Here is an 18,157-nt window from a genome sequence, read left to right as displayed (position 1 = left end):
CAGCGTCACGCTGCCCTTTTTTATCGTGGTCGTTTGTCAGGCCACTGTAGTTTTGCAGTGACGCGCTTATTCTTCGCTGCGGCCACAAATGGCCCGAAATGCGTCAATATCGCGAATAGGGTGCGCACCGTCTAATTCGGCATGTTCACGGTGCTCGCTGCCGCAGCTATGCATAACAAGCCTATCCGCGGTTCGCGGTTTGAGACGGTTAACCACAAACCGCACCATGTCGGCACGGGTTAGCGACTCCATGGCCTCAGCCACCTGTTCACGGCGTTCGTAGTGATAGTCTTTGTTGCCGATACTGATCCAATAGCGCTGCGCGCGAGCACGTAGGTTATTATCTGGCTCGCGAATTTGCGCTAACAAGCTTTGCTTACTGCTTTGCCAGCGCGCTTCGCTCATTTCCAGCAAGATCATAAATAGCGCATTGAGGAAATCATCCACGGCGGCCATCAGTTGGTTAGGGCCTGCCATTGGCGATTGGACGTAAAAGATCAGCCCTGGGTGGCGATTTAACGGTAAATTGCCAGCGCCTACCATATATCCCAATTGTTGGCGCGTGCGCAACTCGTTAAAAAAGGTGGCCGACATTAAATGGTTGGCTAGCGTGTAGGTGGCGACTGCTTTGGCGGAGGTGTCTGGACTTTGGTAGTACACCAACAACGCCGACTCCGCATGATCGAGTGCTAGCTCATAGCTCACGGTGCCACAGTCATCTAATAAGGTCAGCGGCCGGACCGATTCTTGATAGGTTTGATCGTCTACCCGCAGCGCATCTTTAACGGTTTCGGCCAAGGCCTTCGCTTGGTGACGGTGCCAGTTGCCATAGACAAACATATCCACATGCAGCGTGGCGAACATGGCCTCAACGAACTCGGGTAAATCGGCGAGCGTGACGGTGTCGAGCGCGTCGAGCAAGGCTTGATAGGGTGGGTTATTGGGCTGCAATATCCCCGTCATGCTGTTATAGAGCTGACTTAATGGCTTATTTTTGGCCCCGTTTTCCCAATTACGCTTAAGTTGGCTTTTGATCACTTCAAAGCGTTCGGGCTTAAAGTTTCGCCGTGAAAAGGTGTCGAGGATCAAGGCCAACAGCAGCGGTTGTTTATCATTAAAGCCACTGAGGTTTAATGTCACGCCACCTTGGTGGGCATATAAGTTGTAATTAATGCCTGCAATTTCTGCTTGGTAGGCATGTTCGTTCAGCGCTTCAAGTAGCATTTCGACGCTCAAGCGCGTCATGACAATGTTTTTGACGCTAGCGACGGCATGCGGACTGTCAATGGCAATGTAGACATGCCCTTTGGGCACCCGAAAGTGAGGCTCTTGACCATGCCAGAGCCGGAATCCTGGCAGCTCTTCTATCAATATCGGCGTATCGCTTGCATCATCTTCAAGTGGTAAGGGGCGCAGTGCATCGGCAATGTAGGGATTTGGATCGGGTAAGGTCAGCGCAGGAGAAATATAGGTGGTGCGCCATTTCTCACACTGCTTTTCGCTAAAGTGCTTCACCGCATAGGGCGTGTCATACCATTTGGCTTGTTTGTCGTATTTAAAGCCTTTGGCAACCAAGGTTACTCTGAGGTTATCGACCGTCATTTGCTGCAGCATGGCTTGGATTTGGGCGTGGTCAAAACCGGCCATCATGTAATCCCCGTACACCACCTCAATCGGGTCATAATGCTGCATATTCATCACCAGCTGACTCACCGTATCAATCGGACGCAGCGGCTCTTGATAGTAAAACGCGAGCTCTTGGACTTGGCGTTTTTCTTGGTAACGCCACGCTTCCACACCGTATTGGCGGATAAGCTGAATGGCTTGAAACACATAGGTGATAATGTCGTCGAGCTTGCTCAAGCCCAGCTCGGTGAGTGCAAGGCTTAAGGTAAACTCACGGAAATCTTTGCCACTGATGCCGCCGCCTGCGGAGAGGGTATTGATGTAGCCTTTGCTTTTGAGCAGAGACATTAAGCTACCGGGACCTTCGTAGCCGAGAAGGTGCGCGATGTAAGACAGAGGTTTTGTTCGGTATTGATATTCGCTTTCGGGCAGTGAGAACGCGAGGGTTAACTTGCGTACCTCTTTAAGTGGTTCCACGGTGACCCACTGGCGCCGCTGTGCGGCACTAATCAGCGGTTCATGGATGCGCAGAGGCGAATAGTCGTGATTGATAATGGCACTAAAATGCTGCTGTGCCATCGCTTCTAGCTCATCAAGTGACTGTGGGCCCGTGACGGCTAACGTCATCAGGTTAGCGCTGTAATTGGCGTGATAAAACGCAATCAGATCGTCCCGCACCGACTGACCCGCTCTATCTGCCAAGGTCTCCAAGCTTCCGACTGAAAATTTTGCGAAAGGGTGAGCGGGATTAATGGTTTCTTTATGGACTTGATAGATGCGTCGCACATCGTCGTTGAGCTTCATGCGATATTCAGCATCCACGGACTGACGCTCTTTATCGACAGCATCGGCATCAAAGCGAGGCGAAATAAAAAACGCGCTGAAGCGATCGAGAGCCGCGCGGAATTGGCTGGGGCGAATATCGAAAAAGAAGGTGGTGTTTTCAGTCCCTGTCCACGCGTTATTATGGCCACCATGCTGGCTAATAAAGCGCTGAAAGTCACCTGCTAGCGGATACGCATCCGTGCCCAAAAACAGCATATGCTCGAGAAAGTGTGCCAAGCCTTCTCGGTCGGCAGGGTCATGAAAATGGCCCACATTAACAGATAAGGCTGCCGCGCTGCGGTGTGCCGCAGGATCGGAGACTGCCAAAACGCGGAGCGCGTTGGGCAGTGTGAAATAACGGTAGCGCTTATTGTCATTTGGGCTAACATGCACAGGCAACTCGATATCGTTTAAACAAGTTATGCCTCAATTATGACTACCAGTGACCTGAGTCGCAAACCACTTCTTTGGTCTTTTGCGATATACATTGGTAGCATGCGGCTAAATCACAGATAACTGTTGTGAGTATTTCTGGCTATGAAACTGATCATAATGCGTCATGGGGAAGCACAAGCGTTTGCTGCAAGCGATAGTGAACGCGGTTTAACCGCGAATGGCGAGCGACAAAGTGAGCAAATGGCAGCTTGGCTCAGTCAACATTTGGCTGGCGAGACGATCGATAAAGTATTGGTAAGTCCTTACTTACGTGCTCAGCAAACCTGGCAAGTCTGTGCGCCGCACCTTCCTGCCCGTGAGGTTGTCACTGAGCCAGACATCACGCCTTATGGTCAGAGCGACCAAGTCTATACCTATCTGCAAGCCATGTTTGACGTAGAGGCACCGAATGTTGTCCTCGTGGTATCTCATTTGCCGCTGGTGGGCTATTTGACCAACGAGTGGCTGCAAAATGGTCAGCCGCCAATGTTCTCGACGTCAGCCATGGCGGTACTTGATATCGATGGTCAAAACGATACGGCCGAGCTTATTGCAATGATGTCGCCGCGCGAGCTACAAGGCTAAACCGGCTCGGGAGCTAGCGGTCGGAAACGTCGATTAACACCAAGAGTGCACCATTACCGCCGAACTCCAGTGGGGCCTGATGAAATGCCAACACATCTGGATGCTGTGCGAGCCACAGTGGGATTTTTTCTTTGAGGATCCCTTTGCCGATGCCGTGCATGACACTGGCACACTGGACGCCGTCTTTGACACAGGCTGCGAGCATCGCGCCGAGTTCACGTTTTGCTTCCATCTGTGTCATGCCATGTAAATCTAAATAGATATCGGGCACATAGACGCCACGACGCAAGCGTTTCACCTCATATTTTGAGACGCCTTGGCGGGCGTATTGCATAGGGCCAGATTCACTGAGTAAAGGCTCAAACTCATCAGAAAAATAAAAGGCATGATCGCGGCTTTGTTGCTCGAATCGCTGCTGTTTGCGCGGTTTGCTCGTCTGGCGTTGTGGCGGGTTTATGGTATCCTGCTCCAACTTTTTTGCGCCTTTGACGGCATCACGGAATAATGCAAAATCCTCTTCCGTTATTGATGGTTTTTTGCTCATAAAAACTGTCCCCGAGGTGATAATCTGAATTGTACATTCAGCCAGCTCAAAATGCTGCTTATTGTACTGACCTCGCGTCAAAGGGCGACCCTAAATTGCATGAAGCCGATGGAGGCCAATGTGGATACGATTTTTACTGAAGAAGTGGTCAGCGAATTACATACGCTGCAAGACATGCTGCGCTGGACAGTCAGTCGTTTCAATGCGGCAGGGCTGTTTTACGGTCATGGCACAGACAATGCTTGGGACGAGGCGGTGCAGCTTGTGCTTCCTACCTTATATCTTCCTGTCGATGTCCCGTCTGAGACGCGTTTTTCGCGCCTGACCACCAGTGAAAAACATCGTATTGTTGAGCGTGTCATTGCACGGATTAACGATAAAACCCCTGTTGCGTACTTGACTAACAAAGCCTATTTCTGTGGCCTCGAGTTTTTTGTTGACGAGCGCGTCTTGGTGCCACGTTCACCGATTGGTGAACTGATCCAACAAGAGTTTGCCGGTATTTTACCGCATGCCCCAAGCCGGATTATGGACCTATGCACCGGCAGTGGCTGTATTGCCATTGCATGCGCCTATGCTTTCCCTGATGCGGAAGTCGATGCGGTGGATATTTCTACCGATGCGTTGGAAGTGACCGAAATCAACATTCAAGATCACGGCTTGGAAGAGCAAGTGATCCCGCTGCGATCTGACTTACTAAAAGACGTCCCGCAAGATAAGTACGATTTGATTGTTAGCAATCCTCCGTACGTGGATGCAGAAGACATGGCCGACCTGCCTGACGAGTTCCGCCATGAGCCTGAATTAGGGCTGGCTGCCGGGACGGATGGATTGAAACTGGTTCGTCGTATCCTCGCCAATGCTCCGGATTACCTCACCGACGATGGTGTACTGATTTGTGAAGTGGGTAACTCGATGGTGCACATGCAAGAGCAATATGGCCACCTACCATTGCATTGGATCGAATTCGAAAACGGCGGTCACGGCGTGTTCATGATCTCGCGTCAAGATTTAGTTGCCTGTGCTGAGGAATTTGCGCTTTATCGCGACTAGTCACACGTGCTTAGCATACTTTTCTAGCCAGCCTTTGTGCTGGCTTTTTTTATTTTTGCACTGACGATCTGAGGTGGATTTTTTTTGCGTCTTTGACTGCTTTGTGGTTAATTGCTAACAAAGTACGCAAAAACACAACAATGCCCATCAGGCAAACAGAGGAAGGCATGGCAGGCAACACGATTGGACAAATTTTTCGCGTGACGACGTTTGGAGAAAGCCACGGTATCGCACTGGGCGCGATTATTGACGGCTGCCCCCCGGGGTTGACGTTGACGGAAGCGGACATGCAGCATGATCTTGACCGTCGTCGCCCCGGCACATCGAAGTACACCACACAGCGTCGCGAGCCTGACGCCGTTAAGATTCTCTCCGGTGTGTTTGAGGGCAAAACCACGGGGACATCGATCGGCTTGATGATCGAAAATACCGACCAACGCTCAAAAGATTACTCCAAAATCAAAGATGTGTTTCGTCCCGGCCATGCCGATTTTACCTACCATCATAAATATGGCATCCGCGACTACCGCGGCGGTGGTCGTTCGTCAGCACGTGAAACCGCGATGCGTGTTGCCGCTGGGGCGGTGGCTAAAAAATACCTTGCCCAAGTCCACGGTATTCAGGTCCGTGCCTACTTGGCGCAGATGGGAGACGTGACCATAGACACAGTTGATTGGGCGCAAGTTGAGCAAAATCCTTTCTTCTGTCCTGACCCAAATAAACTCGATGAGTTAGACGCACTTATCCGTCAGCTTAAAAAAGACGGCGACTCGATTGGTGCGAAACTGACCGTAGTGGCGGAAAACCTGCCGGTAGGCTTAGGGGAGCCGGTGTTTGACCGTTTAGATGCTGATATCGCCCACGCACTGATGGGGATCAATGCGGTGAAAGGGGTCGAGATTGGCGATGGTTTTGATGTGGTAACCCAGCGCGGCAGTGAGCATCGTGATGAAATACATCCTGACGGCTTTGCCTCAAACCATGCCGGTGGCATTCTGGGAGGGATTTCTTCAGGTCAGCCGCTGGTTGCCCATTTAGCCCTAAAGCCGACTTCTAGCATTACCGTGCCAGGAAAAAGCATTGATATTCATGGGGAGTCCGCGGATGTGGTGACCCGAGGCCGTCATGATCCCTGTGTGGGGATCCGCGCGGTACCAATTGCTGAAGCCATGGTGGCGATTGTGCTTATGGACCATTTGCTGCGTCATCGTGGCCAAATGGGGGCGAACCCCAGCATATAGTTTTTGATTCAGTCGCTTACCCAAAAAACCGCACCCAGTTGTGCGGTTTTTTATGATCAGTGCAGTGATGAAGGAGCTTCAAAGCGAAAAACGGGTAACGACCAACCAAAACGAAGGGCAGCCATTCGAAAACTAAAGCCAATCACTAAACTAGCAACCGTCGCAATCAGTTCACCGACATCGAGGCGAATCAAGCTAAAGTAAAGCGCACCGGTGACAAAGGCGACCAAGGCATATAACTCTTTGTGCAAGACCATCGGCGATTGACGACAGATTAAGTCACGCAATAGTCCACCAAAAATACCGGTGATCAGGGATGAAACCATGCAAATCAGAGGATGTAGCCCCATATCCATCGCTACGCGGCAGCCAATAATGCTGAAGGCGGCAAGGCCCAGTGCATCTAGGGTGACAAACAGTTTATAATTGCGTGCAACCCAGCTGGCAATCCACGGCGTAATCAAGCCTGCGACGCAAGTAATCACGAGAAAATGCGGGTTAGCAACCCAAGTGAGAGGGTAGTGGCCAAAAAGAATATCGCGGACGGTTCCGCCACCGATAGCGGTGGCACTGGCGACAAACATTACCCCAAACCAGTCCATGTGTTTTCTACCTGCGCTGAGTGCACCTGTCATGGCTTCCGCGGTAATGCCAATGACATAAAGCGTCAATAACAACATACAACCCGACACCTTATACTGGGATTAGAAATTGACGCGCATTGTAGTGGCCTTAACGGCCTCATACAATCAAATTTGTGATGAGGAACAAATAAAAAAGAGTGTTTAGATTGAAAGGGTTAGCTGTTGTAGATGCTGCTTTTTATCGCTAAAAATGTCTTTTTTGTTACTGATTGATATTTAATCCTATTAAAGTGCTGTATGACCCACGATTATCACGACTTAATCCGGCTTTTTAACCAAACATTTCTTGGCACGTTCAATACTGAACTCTTACTGGGCGGCGATGAACCCATTTATCGGCCCGCGGATGCAACGTACCCACATCATCGGGTGATTTTTGCGCGCGGTTTTTTTGCTTCTGCGTTACATGAAATTGCACATTGGACCATTGCCGGTGAGAAACGCCGTCAATTGGAAGACTATGGCTATTGGTATCACCCCGATGGTCGTGATGCTGACAAGCAAGCCGCCTTTGAGGCCGTGGAAGTAAAGCCACAAGCGATTGAGTGGATACTTTCTACAAGCTGTAGATTTCGTTTTCAAGTCAGTTGCGACAATTTAAGTGGTGTCGAGCCGGATCGCCATGCGTTTACTGCCAAAGTGCGTCAGCAAGTGATGGACTACCTGAGCGAAGACAGCACAAGCCCCGTATTACCCGTGCGTGCTAAGCAGTTTTCTGATACCTTGCGAGGCTTTTACGGCATTGCCCCGTTAACGCCCAACGATTTTGCATTGCCCGAGTCAGGCTAAGAGAGACATGATGATCCAAGACTACGAAGAACGTATTTTGACCTTGATTGATGAGATGGTAGAAACCGCCTCTGATGATGAGTTATTTGCCAGTGGTTATTTGCGTGGCCATGTGTCTCTTGCCGCTGCAGACTGCGAATTGGAAGGCTTTGATGACGTTGCCTCCCTCAAAGCGCGTGTGGATGCCAGCCTCAATGACAATGCCAGTGAATTGTCTCCCGGCGATCAACGTTTGGTGGGCGCATTGTGGGACTTGCTGCAGCAACAGGTTGAAAAAGACCAATAGTCTTCGCCGCTGCGCGCATGGAATAGTCGGCACCGACAGTAAACAGCCATCGTCTTGACGATGGCTGTTTTGTCTCGTGCCTGTGGTTACAAGGCTTTACCTTTTAACAGCTTACGTACCCACATTCGCCCTGGATGCAGGCTGTCGAGCACCGTTTGTGGTAATGGCAAAGGCTCATCACACAATTGTGCGGCGAGTATTTCCGCGGCAAGCGGCGCGGACGTAAGACCACGTGACCCCAAGCCGAGTAGGCAAAATAGCCCCGGATAGACAGGCACGGAGCCTGCTTTTTCTTTATCTTTTTGCAGATTCTGGTACGCAGCAACCAGTGCGTCATAGTCGCAAACATTGCCCACAAACGGGAGGTGATCGCGACTGGCGCAGCGCACGCCCACACGTCCTTCTTTCGCAACCGGCACGGCACGCGCCCAGTCGGTATCAATACAACTGGTGAGACGCTGTTGGTTTTCGGTTTGGTCATCAGCTTGGAAAGTGAGATCGGCATTATTCCGGCTGTAACTGGCCCCCAAGCAATGCTCTCCTGCTTGATTGGCCGGCGTTAAATAGCCTTCGAAACACAGCACTGTATTGAGTTGACGCAGCTCAGCATTGGTGGGGACATGGCTCACTTGACCTCGCACTGGATAAACAGGAATCGGCTGTGTTTGGCCAAATTGAGCGGATTGGTGACCGTTTGCGATCACCACATTATGATGCCAAACCTCACCAATTGCTGTGTTAAGTGTCCAGCCATTGTCGGCTTGCGTCAGAGCATCCACGTGGCAATCAAAATGTGCGCGCAGTTGTCCGCTCGCGATAGCCGCATCAATCACAGCGGCCGTAAATTGTTGTGGGCTCATCCACCCACCTAATGGATAGAATACGCCTGCATGGCCGGTTTCTAGGCCGACCGTCTCAGCCACATCTGCCTTATCGATTGGCTTGACGAGTGTGTCTGGAAAGTCACCCTTGGTCATTTTAGCCAGCTTGGTCGCACTTTTCTCATCGTAACCCAGTTGCGTCACGCCACACCATTGGTGTTCAAACGCGATCCCTTGCTCGTGTTGTTGCTTAACAAACTGGCGAGCAAACAAAAACGCAGGAGCAAAAAATTGGCTTAAATTGTCGTTATTGCCATTTAAAAGTGGATAAATGGCACCTTGGCGGTTACCTGATGCTCCCGCCGCAGGATGTGAGTCTTGGCTGTAGAGGGTGACGCGTTTTCCGCGTTGAAGTAATGCCGTGATCAATGCGGCACTGGCAATCCCTCCGCCAATCACTGCAATATCATCTGCCGATATAGCCGGAGTCCGTGCGTACCATGGTTGAAAGCTGGTCGCCGTTTTCCGCGTGGGTAATCGGCCTGCCAGCATTTCGCGTTTATGGCCAAACCCTTTCACCTTTTTCATGTCAAAACCGGCAGCTAATAGACCACGACGGACAAAACCAGCGGCGGTAAAGGTGGCGCAAGTACACTGCTCACGGGCAAGCCTAGCCATGCCATCAAATAAATCTTGATTCCACATCTCCGGGTTTTTGCTCGGGGCAAAACCGTCGAGATACCAAGCATCGACAATCCCTGCAGCGCCAGTCGGCACCTGTGGTAACCAATCTTTAATATCACCAAACCACAAATCGAGTGTAATCTGACCTTGTGCCAGCACGATCCGTTGACAGCCCGCCAAAGGGACAGGGTAGTGAGAGCGAAGCTGCTCTGCATACGGGGCAAGCTCAGGCCAAGCTTGATGCGCACGGTCAAGATCTTCTACGGTCAGAGGGTATTTTTCGAAACTGATAAAGTGCAGTTGCGTGACCACCGCATCGGGTTGGGCTTGGCGGAACTGCGCAAAGGCGTGCCAGGTCGCGAGAAAGTTTAATCCGGTGCCGAAACCGGTTTCCGCGATCACAAAGCGGGGCGATGAGTGGGTCTCCCAGCGGGTGGGGAGTTGGTTTTGAGCCAAAAACACATAGCGGGTTTCGGCGAGGCCGTCAGCGTTAGAAAAATACACATCGTCAAACTGGTCGGCGACCGGTGTGCCAGTGTCGTTCCAACTGATTTGCGCATGTTTAATTGAGGGAGAGCTCACAAATGCCTCATACAAAAATGTCGTAAAAGCGAAATTGTACTGACTGAAAGGAAAGCTGACCACTTATCAGCTTTAAAAACGCTATCATCCACTGCGAAATTAACGTCTAGGAAAGAATCATGAAACGAGCTGTCATTACAGGCATGGGGATTGTTTCCAGTATTGGTAACAACGTCAAAGAAGTGCTGGAGTCGCTCAAAGCGGGAAAATCTGGCATTAACTTCTCTCAGCAGTTTGCCGATATGAAACTGCGCAGCAACGTTTGGGGTGATCTCAAACTGAACCCCGCCGACCATATCGACCGCAAAAAAATGCGCTTTATGGGTGACGCGGCTGGCTTTGCTTATCTTGCCATGGAGCAAGCGATTGAACACGCAGGTCTTGCACCTGAACACGTCTCTAATGAACGGACCGGCCTTGTCGCAGGCTCAGGCGGTGCGTCTTCTGTTAACCAAGTAGCCGCGGTCGATATTCTTCGAGAAAAAGGGGTTAAACGTGTTGGCCCTTACATGGTGCCACGCACTATGTCCTCGACGGTCTCTGCGTGCTTGGCCACCCCATTTCAAATTAAAGGGGTGAACTACACCATGAGCTCTGCTTGTGCAACATCAGCACACTGTATCGGTCATGCACTTGAGCTCATCCAATTGGGTAAGCAAGACATCGTATTTGCGGGTGGCGGCGAAGAGCTTGATTGGTCATTAACCATGATGTTTGATGCCATGGGTGCGTTATCAACGAAATACAATGACGACCCACAAAAGGCTTCACGGACCTATGATGCAGACCGCGATGGGTTTGTTATCTCTGGTGGTGGCGGCATGTTGGTGGTCGAAGAGCTTGAGCATGCATTGGCGCGTGGCGCGACCATCTACGGTGAAATCGTCGGTTATGGTGCGACTTCTGACGGCTACGACATGGTTGCCCCGTCAGGCGAAGGCGCTATCCGCTGTATGAAGATGGCGATGCAAGATGTGGATGGCGACGTGGATTATATCAATACCCACGGCACATCCACGCCTGTCGGTGATGTCAAAGAGCTTGGCGCGATCCAAGAAATTTTCGCAGGTAAGAGCCCAGCGATTTCAGCGACCAAAGCCATGACGGGCCACGCATTAGGCGCGGCAGGTGTGCATGAAGCCATTTATTCGACGCTGATGCTGGAGCATGGCTTTGTGGCGCCAAGTATTAACATCGAACAACTCGATCCTGCTGCAGAAGGGTTGGATATTGTCACTACACCGCGTGAGCAAGCACTGACGCGAGTGATGTCGAACAGCTTTGGCTTCGGTGGCACCAATGCGACCTTGGTGATCGAAAAATATCGCGGTTAATCCGCCCCTCGTTTTCCAGGTTTGCAGAGCAATTCTGCCATCAGACGCGGGCTATTATCGTTGAGAGCCGGTAATGGTCTTTTCAGGTCCTGGATTTACCCGGCTTCGGCCGGGTTTTTTTATGCCGACTGCTGCCATCGATAATTCCATCGTCCCCCGTTGAGCAAGGGTGTTTTCTTGTGACGAGCCAGATACAATATTACCTTCGCATTTTGCATCCGATACGCGGTGCACCGACTCACACAGGACGTTGAACGTGAAAATTGTTGTAGACGAAAACATGCCTTATGCCCAAGCCTTGTTTAGCCAATTGGGTGAGGTCGTGGCATTACCCGGGCGCGCAATCAGCGCGGCGGATTTGATTGATGCTGATGCATTAATGGTAAGAAGTGTGACACAAGTGAATCAGGCCCTAGTCAAAGGTGCGTCTCGGTTACGTTTTGTCGGCTCTGCAACCGCGGGTGAAGATCACCTTGATTTTAACGCCCTGCATGCCCAAGGTATTCACGCGACGGCAGCACCCGGCTGCAACAAAGTTGGGGTTGCTGAGTATGTGATCAGCGCGCTGCTTGTCTTGGCCCAACAACAAGGATTCTCGATTACAGACCGGACGGTCGGTATTGTGGGAGTCGGGCACGTGGGCAGCTATCTAGCCGAGCGCCTTGATGCGCTAGGGATAAAAACGGTGTTGTGCGATCCGCCTCGCCAAGATGCCGGTGATCCACGCCCAATGGTTGATATTGATACACTTATTGCATCGTGTGATGTAGTGACTTTTCACACACCATTAACGCGCGATGGCCAATACCCCACCTACCATTTGATGAACGCGACACGTTTAGCGGCATTGGGCGCGGGCAGTATATTGATTAATGCGGCGCGCGGCCCTGTGGTTGACAATCAGGCCTTGAGTGCACGACTTGATCAAGGCGACATGGATGCGGTGCTTGATGTGTATGAGCATGAACCCGAGGTTGATCTAGACCTCATGGACAAGCTGACCTTTGCCACGCCGCATATTGCAGGCTATGGCCTAGAAGGAAAAGCGCGCGGTACTACCATGGTGTTTAACGCACTGTGTGAACACCTTGGCTTGCCTCATCGTGCCCACGCCAGTGACTTGCTACCGACGGCCCCCATCCCTCATGTGGCGCTTGCTCAGCCATGGCAACAAAGCGATCTAATGGCATTGACACAATTGGTCTACGATATTCGTCGGGACGACAGTGATTTTCGTCGCGCGATGCATGGCGCTGGGGACAATAAACCCGCGCAACGTACAGCCTTTGACCAATTACGAAAAAATTACTGGGATCGACGTGAGTACAGTGCGATCACAGTAGCCGGACAGACGGATTTCGGGTTACAGTCGCTGGCTAAGCTCGGCTTTAGTATTGAGGAGCAAGCATGACACAAGCATTTGACGTTGCGGTTTTAGGCGCAACAGGCGCGGTAGGACGCGCGATTATTGATAGCCTAGAAGAGCGCGACTTTCCGATTGGGACACTGCACCTGCTCGCCAGTGAGCGCAGTGAAGGAGAAACCATCAAATTCAAAGGCGAAAGCCTACGTGTTCAAAACGTAGAGAAGTTTGATTGGACCCAAGTGCAAATCGGCCTATTTTCAGCAGGCGCACAAGCGTCTGCACAGTGGGCGCCTATAGCGGCAGACGCAGGTGTTGTCGTGATTGATAACACCTCCCAGTTCCGTTATGACTTTGATGTCCCTCTTGTGGTTCCCGAAGTGAACCCAGCCGCGATTGGCGATTTTCGTAACCGCAATATCATCGCTAACCCCAATTGTTCCACCATCCAAATGCTGGTGGCGTTGAAACCGATTTATGATGCAGTGGGAATTGAGCGTATTAACGTGTCGACCTATCAATCTGTCTCGGGCTCCGGTAAGTTGGGTATCGATGAACTTGCCGGACAAACGGTTAAACTGCTCAATAGTCAAGACGCTGAACCGGCGCTATATAGCAAACAGATCGCGTTTAATTGTTTGCCACAGATCGATCAGTTTATGGACAATGGCTACACCAAAGAAGAAATGAAAATGGTGTGGGAAACGCAAAAGATCTTTGCCGATGAAATGATTGGCGTGAACCCCACCTGTGTGCGTGTTCCTGTTTTCTATGGCCATGCCGAAGCGGTGCATATTGAATGCCGTCAACCAATTGACGCTACAGAAGCGGTGGCCATCTTGAGCCAACATGAACATATCGAAGTGTTCGAAGGTGAGGACTACCCAACGCAAGTGAAAGAGGGCACTGGCACTGATAAGGTTTTAGTGGGTCGGATCCGTAATGATATTAGTCACCCGAATGGCTTAAACCTTTGGGTCGTAGCGGATAACGTCCGAAAAGGAGCTGCAACGAACTCAGTGCAGATTGCGGAACTCTTGGTGCGCGATTACTTGTAAATTTGCCACAGCGTTTATCGCAACGATGGCAAGACGTCATGATACCCTGTCACCATTGACAGGGTATTTTTTTAGGCACTATTTTTGCTTTTAACTCGGTGTGTCGCGGCAAATTGCCGGTAATCGTAAAGGTAAAACTGAGGCCGAGCGCCCACAGTTTGATCGCACAACACACTTTTATATCATCAAACTACAGTTTTTAGCATGGCTTCCGATATAGTTAGGTATTTAGTGAGGCCATTTCTGCCATAAGGGGTGCGGGTGTGTCCGACGCACAGCAAAGTGAACAGTCTTCTCATCGTAAAACGTGTATGACCACTGGAAAGTTCAGTCAGCGTCTTGCTGTCTTACTAGCCATGGTCGCGTTTATTGTCTTCAGTTTTTCTACTGTTTCTGTGGAAGCGGCGATTCGTATTCTTGGACCGCAGGATGAAATGACTACTGAGGCGCAATCAGCGCCGCAGCCAGTGAATACGCCGACACCGCAGCGTTATGGGCCAACCGGGGCGAATGAAACCTTATGGTCTATTGCCACGCAAATGCGGCCGAATAACCAAGTCAGTGTTTATCAAACCTTGGGAGCGATTTTTCGCTTAAATCCGAATGCGTTTGCGGATAACAATATCCATAGTTTGCAGCCTGGCAGTAACTTAGTAATGCCAACCTTGGCGCAAATTCAGCGTGAAAGCACTAACGATGTTGTTGCGCGCCTCGAAATCGACCAAGCGAGAAAGCAAGCCCAGGCAACCCCGCAAGCGCCACTTAGCACCCAAGTGAGCGCACCTCGTGAACCTCAGCAACCGGCTGCCTCTCGTCCTGATGCAACGCCTCCCTCACCAGATACTGAAGAGCCTGATGCATCTTCGATGGCGGACTCCTCAAGCGATGACACGTCACCACAGCCACAAGTGGTCGAGAATTTGCAGTCGCAATTGCAAGCATCGGATCAAGAAATGACGCGCTTGGTGGAAAGCAATCATGTGCTCAAAGTCCGTCTATCGGAAGTTCAACACGAGCTTTCTGCGCTGAAAGAGCAAGTGGGCAATGATGCTGAATTGAACCAAGAAATCCGCGCGTTCTTAGAGCAACAACGCCAAGCAAAAGTCGCAAAAGAAACCCAGCCGCCATCAGCGGTGGAATCATTGATGGATAGCCCGTTATTGCTGGCTATGCTAGCGATTCTGCCTGGCGCTGCGATTGCGGGGGCGATTTTCTTCTTCCTCTCGCGTCGTAAAAAGCAAGAGGATGACGTCGAAGAGCCAGCGGCGCTCGATCATGATGAAATTGACGATGATATGCCGGTTATCATGGTGCCTGATCCTGAAGAGGAAGAAGCCAATGAGGAGCCGCAGGATGATGAGTTAGAAATTGCCGACGACTTTGGTGGCGATGAAGACCAAATGTTCGGTGATGACACGGATCTCGACGATCTTGACTTGGATGATGACCTCGATGATATGTCGGGTAACGAGTCGAGCGTGGCACCCAATGGGGATGATGCTATTGGCCTGGAAGACATGGAGCGAGCGCTGGATGAGCTAGCGGAGGCTCCCCCAGAAGAGACGCCTGAACCATCGGTCGAAGAAGAGTCGACCCCAGAAGAGTCAGATGCTGCCCCTGAAGAAGAAATGAGTGCGGATGAAGCACTGGCTGCAGAATGGGCAAAATCACTCGAAGAAGATAATGGCGGCGATGTTGATGATATCGACGCTCTGTTAGCCGGCGAACAAGGTGAGGGGGCTGACCAGCCGGAAGAAGCGACATCAGACACAGATAAGGCTGCTAACGAGTCAGAAGACGCACCAAATGATGCCTTGTTTGACAAGGTTCTCGAAGGCGAGCCTGAGCTTGACCTTAGCCAAGACATTGAACTATCGGATGACGATAGCGACGATGACGACCTATCCCTCGATAACACCACCGAGTTGCTCGATGAGCTGGTTGGTGATGAAGAAGAGGCCGATGACGAGGCTTGGATCAAGGATGACGATGATGATATCGACGAGTTTGATGAAAGCAGTGACGCACTGTTAGACGAAGTGCTCGATAAAGATGATCCTCATCTTGAGCCAGAGCCAGAGCCAGAGCCAGAGCCAGAGCCAGAGCCAGAGCCAGAGCCAGAGCCAGAGCCAGAGCCAGAGCCAGACAGTGACGATAGTGGCGAAGTAGACGAAACCGCCGAAGCGGATGCGTCAGTAGAGAATACCAGCGAAGGCGATGTGCCTGCGGATGCAGATGAAGTCGCAGAAGATAGCAGCGACGACGATACGTCAGCAGAAGATGGCGACGATGATCTAGATGCCGAGCCAGCAGATGATGAAATTTCGGATGCAGATGAAGCCGTAGAAGATGCCAGCGAAGATGAGGCTCCAACAGAAGATGGCGACGATGCTCTAGACGCTGAGCCAGCAGATGATGAAGCTGCGGATGCAGATGAAGCCACAGAAAACGCCAGCGAAGAGGATGCGCCAGCAGAAGACGGTGACGATGGTCTAGATGCCGAGCCAGCAGATGATGAAACTGCGGATGCAGATGAAGCCGTAGAAGATGCCAGCGAAGATGAGGCTCCAACAGAAGATGGCGACGATGATCTAGACGCTGAGCCAGCAGATGATGAAGCTGCGGATGCAGATGAAGCCTCAGAAGGTATCAGCGAAGAGGATGCGCCAGCGGAAGATACTGAAGATGATCTAGACGCTGAGCTAGCAGATGGTGACACTGCGGATGCAGATGAAGCCGCAGAAGATGCCAGCGAAGATGAGGCGCCAGCAGAAGATGGCGACGATGCTCTAGATACAGAGCTAGCAGACGATGAAACTGCGGATGCGGATGAAGTCGCGGAGGATGCCAGCGAAGAGGGCTCGCTAACAGAAGACGGCGACGATGATCTAGATGCCGAGCTAGCAGATGATGACACTGTGGATGCAGATGAATCCACAGAAGATACCAGCGAAGAAGAGGCGTCAGCAGAAGATGGCGACGATGCTCTAGACGCTGAGCCAGCAGATGATGAAATTTCGGATGCAGATGAAGCCGCAGAAGATGCCAGCGAAGACGATGCGCCAGCAGAAGATGGTGATGATGATCTCGATGTCGAGCCAGCCGATGATGAAACTGCGGATGCAGATGAAGCCGCAGAAGATGCCAGCGAAGATGATGCGCCAACAGAAGACAGCGACGACGATCTAGATGCTGAGCCAGCGGGTGATGAAACTGCGGATGTGGATAAAGCCGCAGAAGATGTCAGCGAAGACGATGCGCCGGCAGAAGATGGCGACAATGATCTAGACGCTGAGACAGCAGATGATGAAGGCGAAAATCTTGACGATCTCAGGGAAGAGGACCTTCTCGACCTAACCAGTTTGCCTGAGTATGACGAAGAAGCTGCATTAGCAGATGCGGAACCGCTTGATCCTGAAGCCAGAGCCAGAGCCAGAGCCAGAGCCAGAGCCAGAGCCAGAGCCAGAGCCAGAGCCAGAGCCAGAGCCAGAGCCAGAGCCAGAAAGCAGCAACCGAGACTATGAGTTTGACTCGCTCTCTTTAGATGAACTGGGCGAGTTTGACGAAGACGATGCATTAAGTGCCGCTCTGGATGAGCAACGTGAGCTCGAGTCTTACTTCGATGAGCAAGGCCGTGATGTGGGTCAAGGCGACAGCCGAGATATTAGTGAGCTGGATGATGACGACCATCAAGTGGGTGGTCTCAATATGGACGCTCTGTTGTCTGAACCGGATGGCGATGAGCCTCTTGATCTGGCCGGGCTCTCTGATGAAGAAGCGGCCGTGTGGCAAGCAGATAATGAGCCAGAGCCCGAAGCTGAAAGCGAGGACTGGAGTCAACAGCCTGCCATGGATCCAGAGTCGCTTGAGAAATTCGAATTAGAGCAAGCGCTTGATGACGATTTGCTGAATGAAGGTGAAGCAGAGAGCGAACTCATTGATGAAGGGGAAGAGGAGCGTGATTACATCAGCATCGAGGAGTTGATGCGCGATGATGGTAGCGCACCGGATATTGACCCGGATAAAGCGGAAATGAACTTAGACGTGGGGCTGGATGAATTTCCTGATGTGCTGGAAGATATCAGTGCCATCGATGTCGATGGTGATACGGCCAGTACGGAAGCGGCCACCAATCTCGATCTGGCTAAAGCCTATCTAGAGATGAACGATGTCGATGGTGCGATTTCATTGCTAGAAAAAGTCATGCAATCAGGGAATAAAGCGCTTCAACAAGAGGCACGACAGCTGCTTGAACAGCTACGATAAAAAACAGGCAGCTTCGGCTGC

The 18,157-nt window shown here is 51.3% G+C and carries 14 protein-coding genes; 10 read left to right on the top strand and 4 right to left on the bottom strand.

What is annotated here, in order from left to right:
* Window positions 1-66 precede the first annotated feature (66 nt).
* Window positions 67-2,844 (bottom strand): insulinase family protein, encoded by a 2,778-nt coding sequence (locus BZG84_RS00620; protein WP_077677923.1) that lies wholly within the window; start codon window positions 2,842-2,844, stop codon window positions 67-69.
* 144 nt (window positions 2,845-2,988) lie between these two features.
* Here BZG84_RS00620 and sixA point away from each other — a divergent pair, with 144 nt between their 5' ends.
* The gene (sixA, locus tag BZG84_RS00615; RefSeq protein ID WP_069587208.1) at window positions 2,989-3,471 is read left to right on the top strand and encodes a phosphohistidine phosphatase SixA; all 483 of its coding nucleotides are present in this window, start codon (window positions 2,989-2,991) and stop codon (window positions 3,469-3,471) included.
* A 13-nt stretch (window positions 3,472-3,484) separates the two neighbouring features.
* On the opposite strand, the gene smrB is transcribed toward sixA, so the two are convergent.
* Window positions 3,485-4,015 (bottom strand): endonuclease SmrB, encoded by a 531-nt coding sequence (gene smrB, locus BZG84_RS00610; protein ID WP_069587210.1) that lies wholly within the window; start codon window positions 4,013-4,015, stop codon window positions 3,485-3,487.
* A 120-nt stretch (window positions 4,016-4,135) separates the two neighbouring features.
* Between smrB and prmB the strand changes: the two genes are divergently transcribed.
* Window positions 4,136-5,068, top strand: coding sequence for a 50S ribosomal protein L3 N(5)-glutamine methyltransferase (gene prmB, locus BZG84_RS00605; protein ID WP_077479285.1), 933 nt, complete (start codon window positions 4,136-4,138; stop codon window positions 5,066-5,068).
* Window positions 5,069-5,235: 167 nt separating this feature from the next.
* On the top strand, window positions 5,236-6,309 hold the full coding sequence (aroC, locus tag BZG84_RS00600; RefSeq protein ID WP_077479247.1) for a chorismate synthase: 1,074 nt from the start codon (window positions 5,236-5,238) through the stop codon (window positions 6,307-6,309).
* A gap of 56 nt (window positions 6,310-6,365) precedes the next feature.
* On the opposite strand, the gene BZG84_RS00595 is transcribed toward aroC, so the two are convergent.
* The gene (locus BZG84_RS00595; protein WP_077479246.1) at window positions 6,366-6,989 is read right to left on the bottom strand and encodes a trimeric intracellular cation channel family protein; all 624 of its coding nucleotides are present in this window, start codon (window positions 6,987-6,989) and stop codon (window positions 6,366-6,368) included.
* A 201-nt stretch (window positions 6,990-7,190) separates the two neighbouring features.
* Between BZG84_RS00595 and BZG84_RS00590 the strand changes: the two genes are divergently transcribed.
* Both BZG84_RS00590 and BZG84_RS00585 read left to right on the top strand, forming a co-directional pair.
* Complete coding sequence (locus tag BZG84_RS00590; RefSeq protein ID WP_077479245.1) at window positions 7,191-7,742, top strand: elongation factor P hydroxylase; 552 nt, start codon at window positions 7,191-7,193, stop codon at window positions 7,740-7,742.
* Window positions 7,743-7,752: 10 nt separating this feature from the next.
* On the top strand, window positions 7,753-8,028 hold the full coding sequence (locus BZG84_RS00585) for a YfcL family protein (protein WP_077479284.1): 276 nt from the start codon (window positions 7,753-7,755) through the stop codon (window positions 8,026-8,028).
* Between the two features lie 86 nt (window positions 8,029-8,114).
* On the opposite strand, the gene mnmC is transcribed toward BZG84_RS00585, so the two are convergent.
* Entirely contained in the window at window positions 8,115-10,115 is a 2,001-nt protein-coding gene (gene mnmC / locus BZG84_RS00580) for a bifunctional tRNA (5-methylaminomethyl-2-thiouridine)(34)-methyltransferase MnmD/FAD-dependent 5-carboxymethylaminomethyl-2-thiouridine(34) oxidoreductase MnmC (RefSeq protein WP_077479244.1), read from the bottom strand.
* Between the two features lie 119 nt (window positions 10,116-10,234).
* Here mnmC and fabB point away from each other — a divergent pair, with 119 nt between their 5' ends.
* From fabB to BZG84_RS00555, 5 genes are all read left to right on the top strand, one after another.
* The gene (gene fabB, locus BZG84_RS00575; RefSeq protein ID WP_077677922.1) at window positions 10,235-11,449 is read left to right on the top strand and encodes a beta-ketoacyl-ACP synthase I; all 1,215 of its coding nucleotides are present in this window, start codon (window positions 10,235-10,237) and stop codon (window positions 11,447-11,449) included.
* A gap of 256 nt (window positions 11,450-11,705) precedes the next feature.
* Entirely contained in the window at window positions 11,706-12,860 is a 1,155-nt protein-coding gene (gene pdxB / locus BZG84_RS00570) for a 4-phosphoerythronate dehydrogenase PdxB (protein WP_077479242.1), read from the top strand.
* Window positions 12,857-13,870, top strand: a complete 1,014-nt coding sequence (locus tag BZG84_RS00565; protein WP_077479241.1) for an aspartate-semialdehyde dehydrogenase — start codon at window positions 12,857-12,859, stop codon at window positions 13,868-13,870. Before pdxB ends, BZG84_RS00565 begins: the two co-directional genes overlap by 4 nt.
* A gap of 263 nt (window positions 13,871-14,133) precedes the next feature.
* Window positions 14,134-17,394, top strand: coding sequence for a FimV/HubP family polar landmark protein (locus BZG84_RS16360; RefSeq protein WP_198536698.1), 3,261 nt, complete (start codon window positions 14,134-14,136; stop codon window positions 17,392-17,394).
* Window positions 17,279-18,136 carry a FimV/HubP family polar landmark protein gene (locus tag BZG84_RS00555; protein ID WP_198536697.1) on the top strand — a complete coding sequence of 286 codons (858 nt, stop codon included), beginning with the start codon at window positions 17,279-17,281 and terminating at the stop codon, window positions 18,134-18,136. Before BZG84_RS16360 ends, BZG84_RS00555 begins: the two co-directional genes overlap by 116 nt.
* The last annotated feature ends 21 nt before the right edge of the window (window positions 18,137-18,157 follow it).

It is taken from the genome of Salinivibrio sp. PR932, assembly GCF_001996125.1.
Lineage (GTDB): Bacteria > Pseudomonadota > Gammaproteobacteria > Enterobacterales > Vibrionaceae > Salinivibrio > Salinivibrio proteolyticus.
The sequence above is the reverse complement of the archived record's forward strand: the minus strand, read 5'-3'. Positions and strand labels throughout refer to the sequence as shown.

Bases quoted from the DNA above. Each gene is read 5' to 3' on its own strand.
- sixA (WP_069587208.1), top strand. From the start codon at position 2,989: ATGAAACTGATCATAATGCGTCATGGGGAAGCACAAGCGTTTGCTGCA.
- smrB (WP_069587210.1), bottom strand. From the start codon at position 4,015: ATGAGCAAAAAACCATCAATAACGGAAGAGGATTTTGCATTATTCCGT.
- aroC (WP_077479247.1), top strand. From the start codon at position 5,236: ATGGCAGGCAACACGATTGGACAAATTTTTCGCGTGACGACGTTTGGA.
- BZG84_RS00595 (WP_077479246.1), bottom strand. From the start codon at position 6,989: ATGTTGTTATTGACGCTTTATGTCATTGGCATTACCGCGGAAGCCATG.
- BZG84_RS00590 (WP_077479245.1), top strand. From the start codon at position 7,191: ATGACCCACGATTATCACGACTTAATCCGGCTTTTTAACCAAACATTT.
- BZG84_RS00585 (WP_077479284.1), top strand. From the start codon at position 7,753: ATGATCCAAGACTACGAAGAACGTATTTTGACCTTGATTGATGAGATG.
- fabB (WP_077677922.1), top strand. From the start codon at position 10,235: ATGAAACGAGCTGTCATTACAGGCATGGGGATTGTTTCCAGTATTGGT.
- BZG84_RS00565 (WP_077479241.1), top strand. From the start codon at position 12,857: ATGACACAAGCATTTGACGTTGCGGTTTTAGGCGCAACAGGCGCGGTA.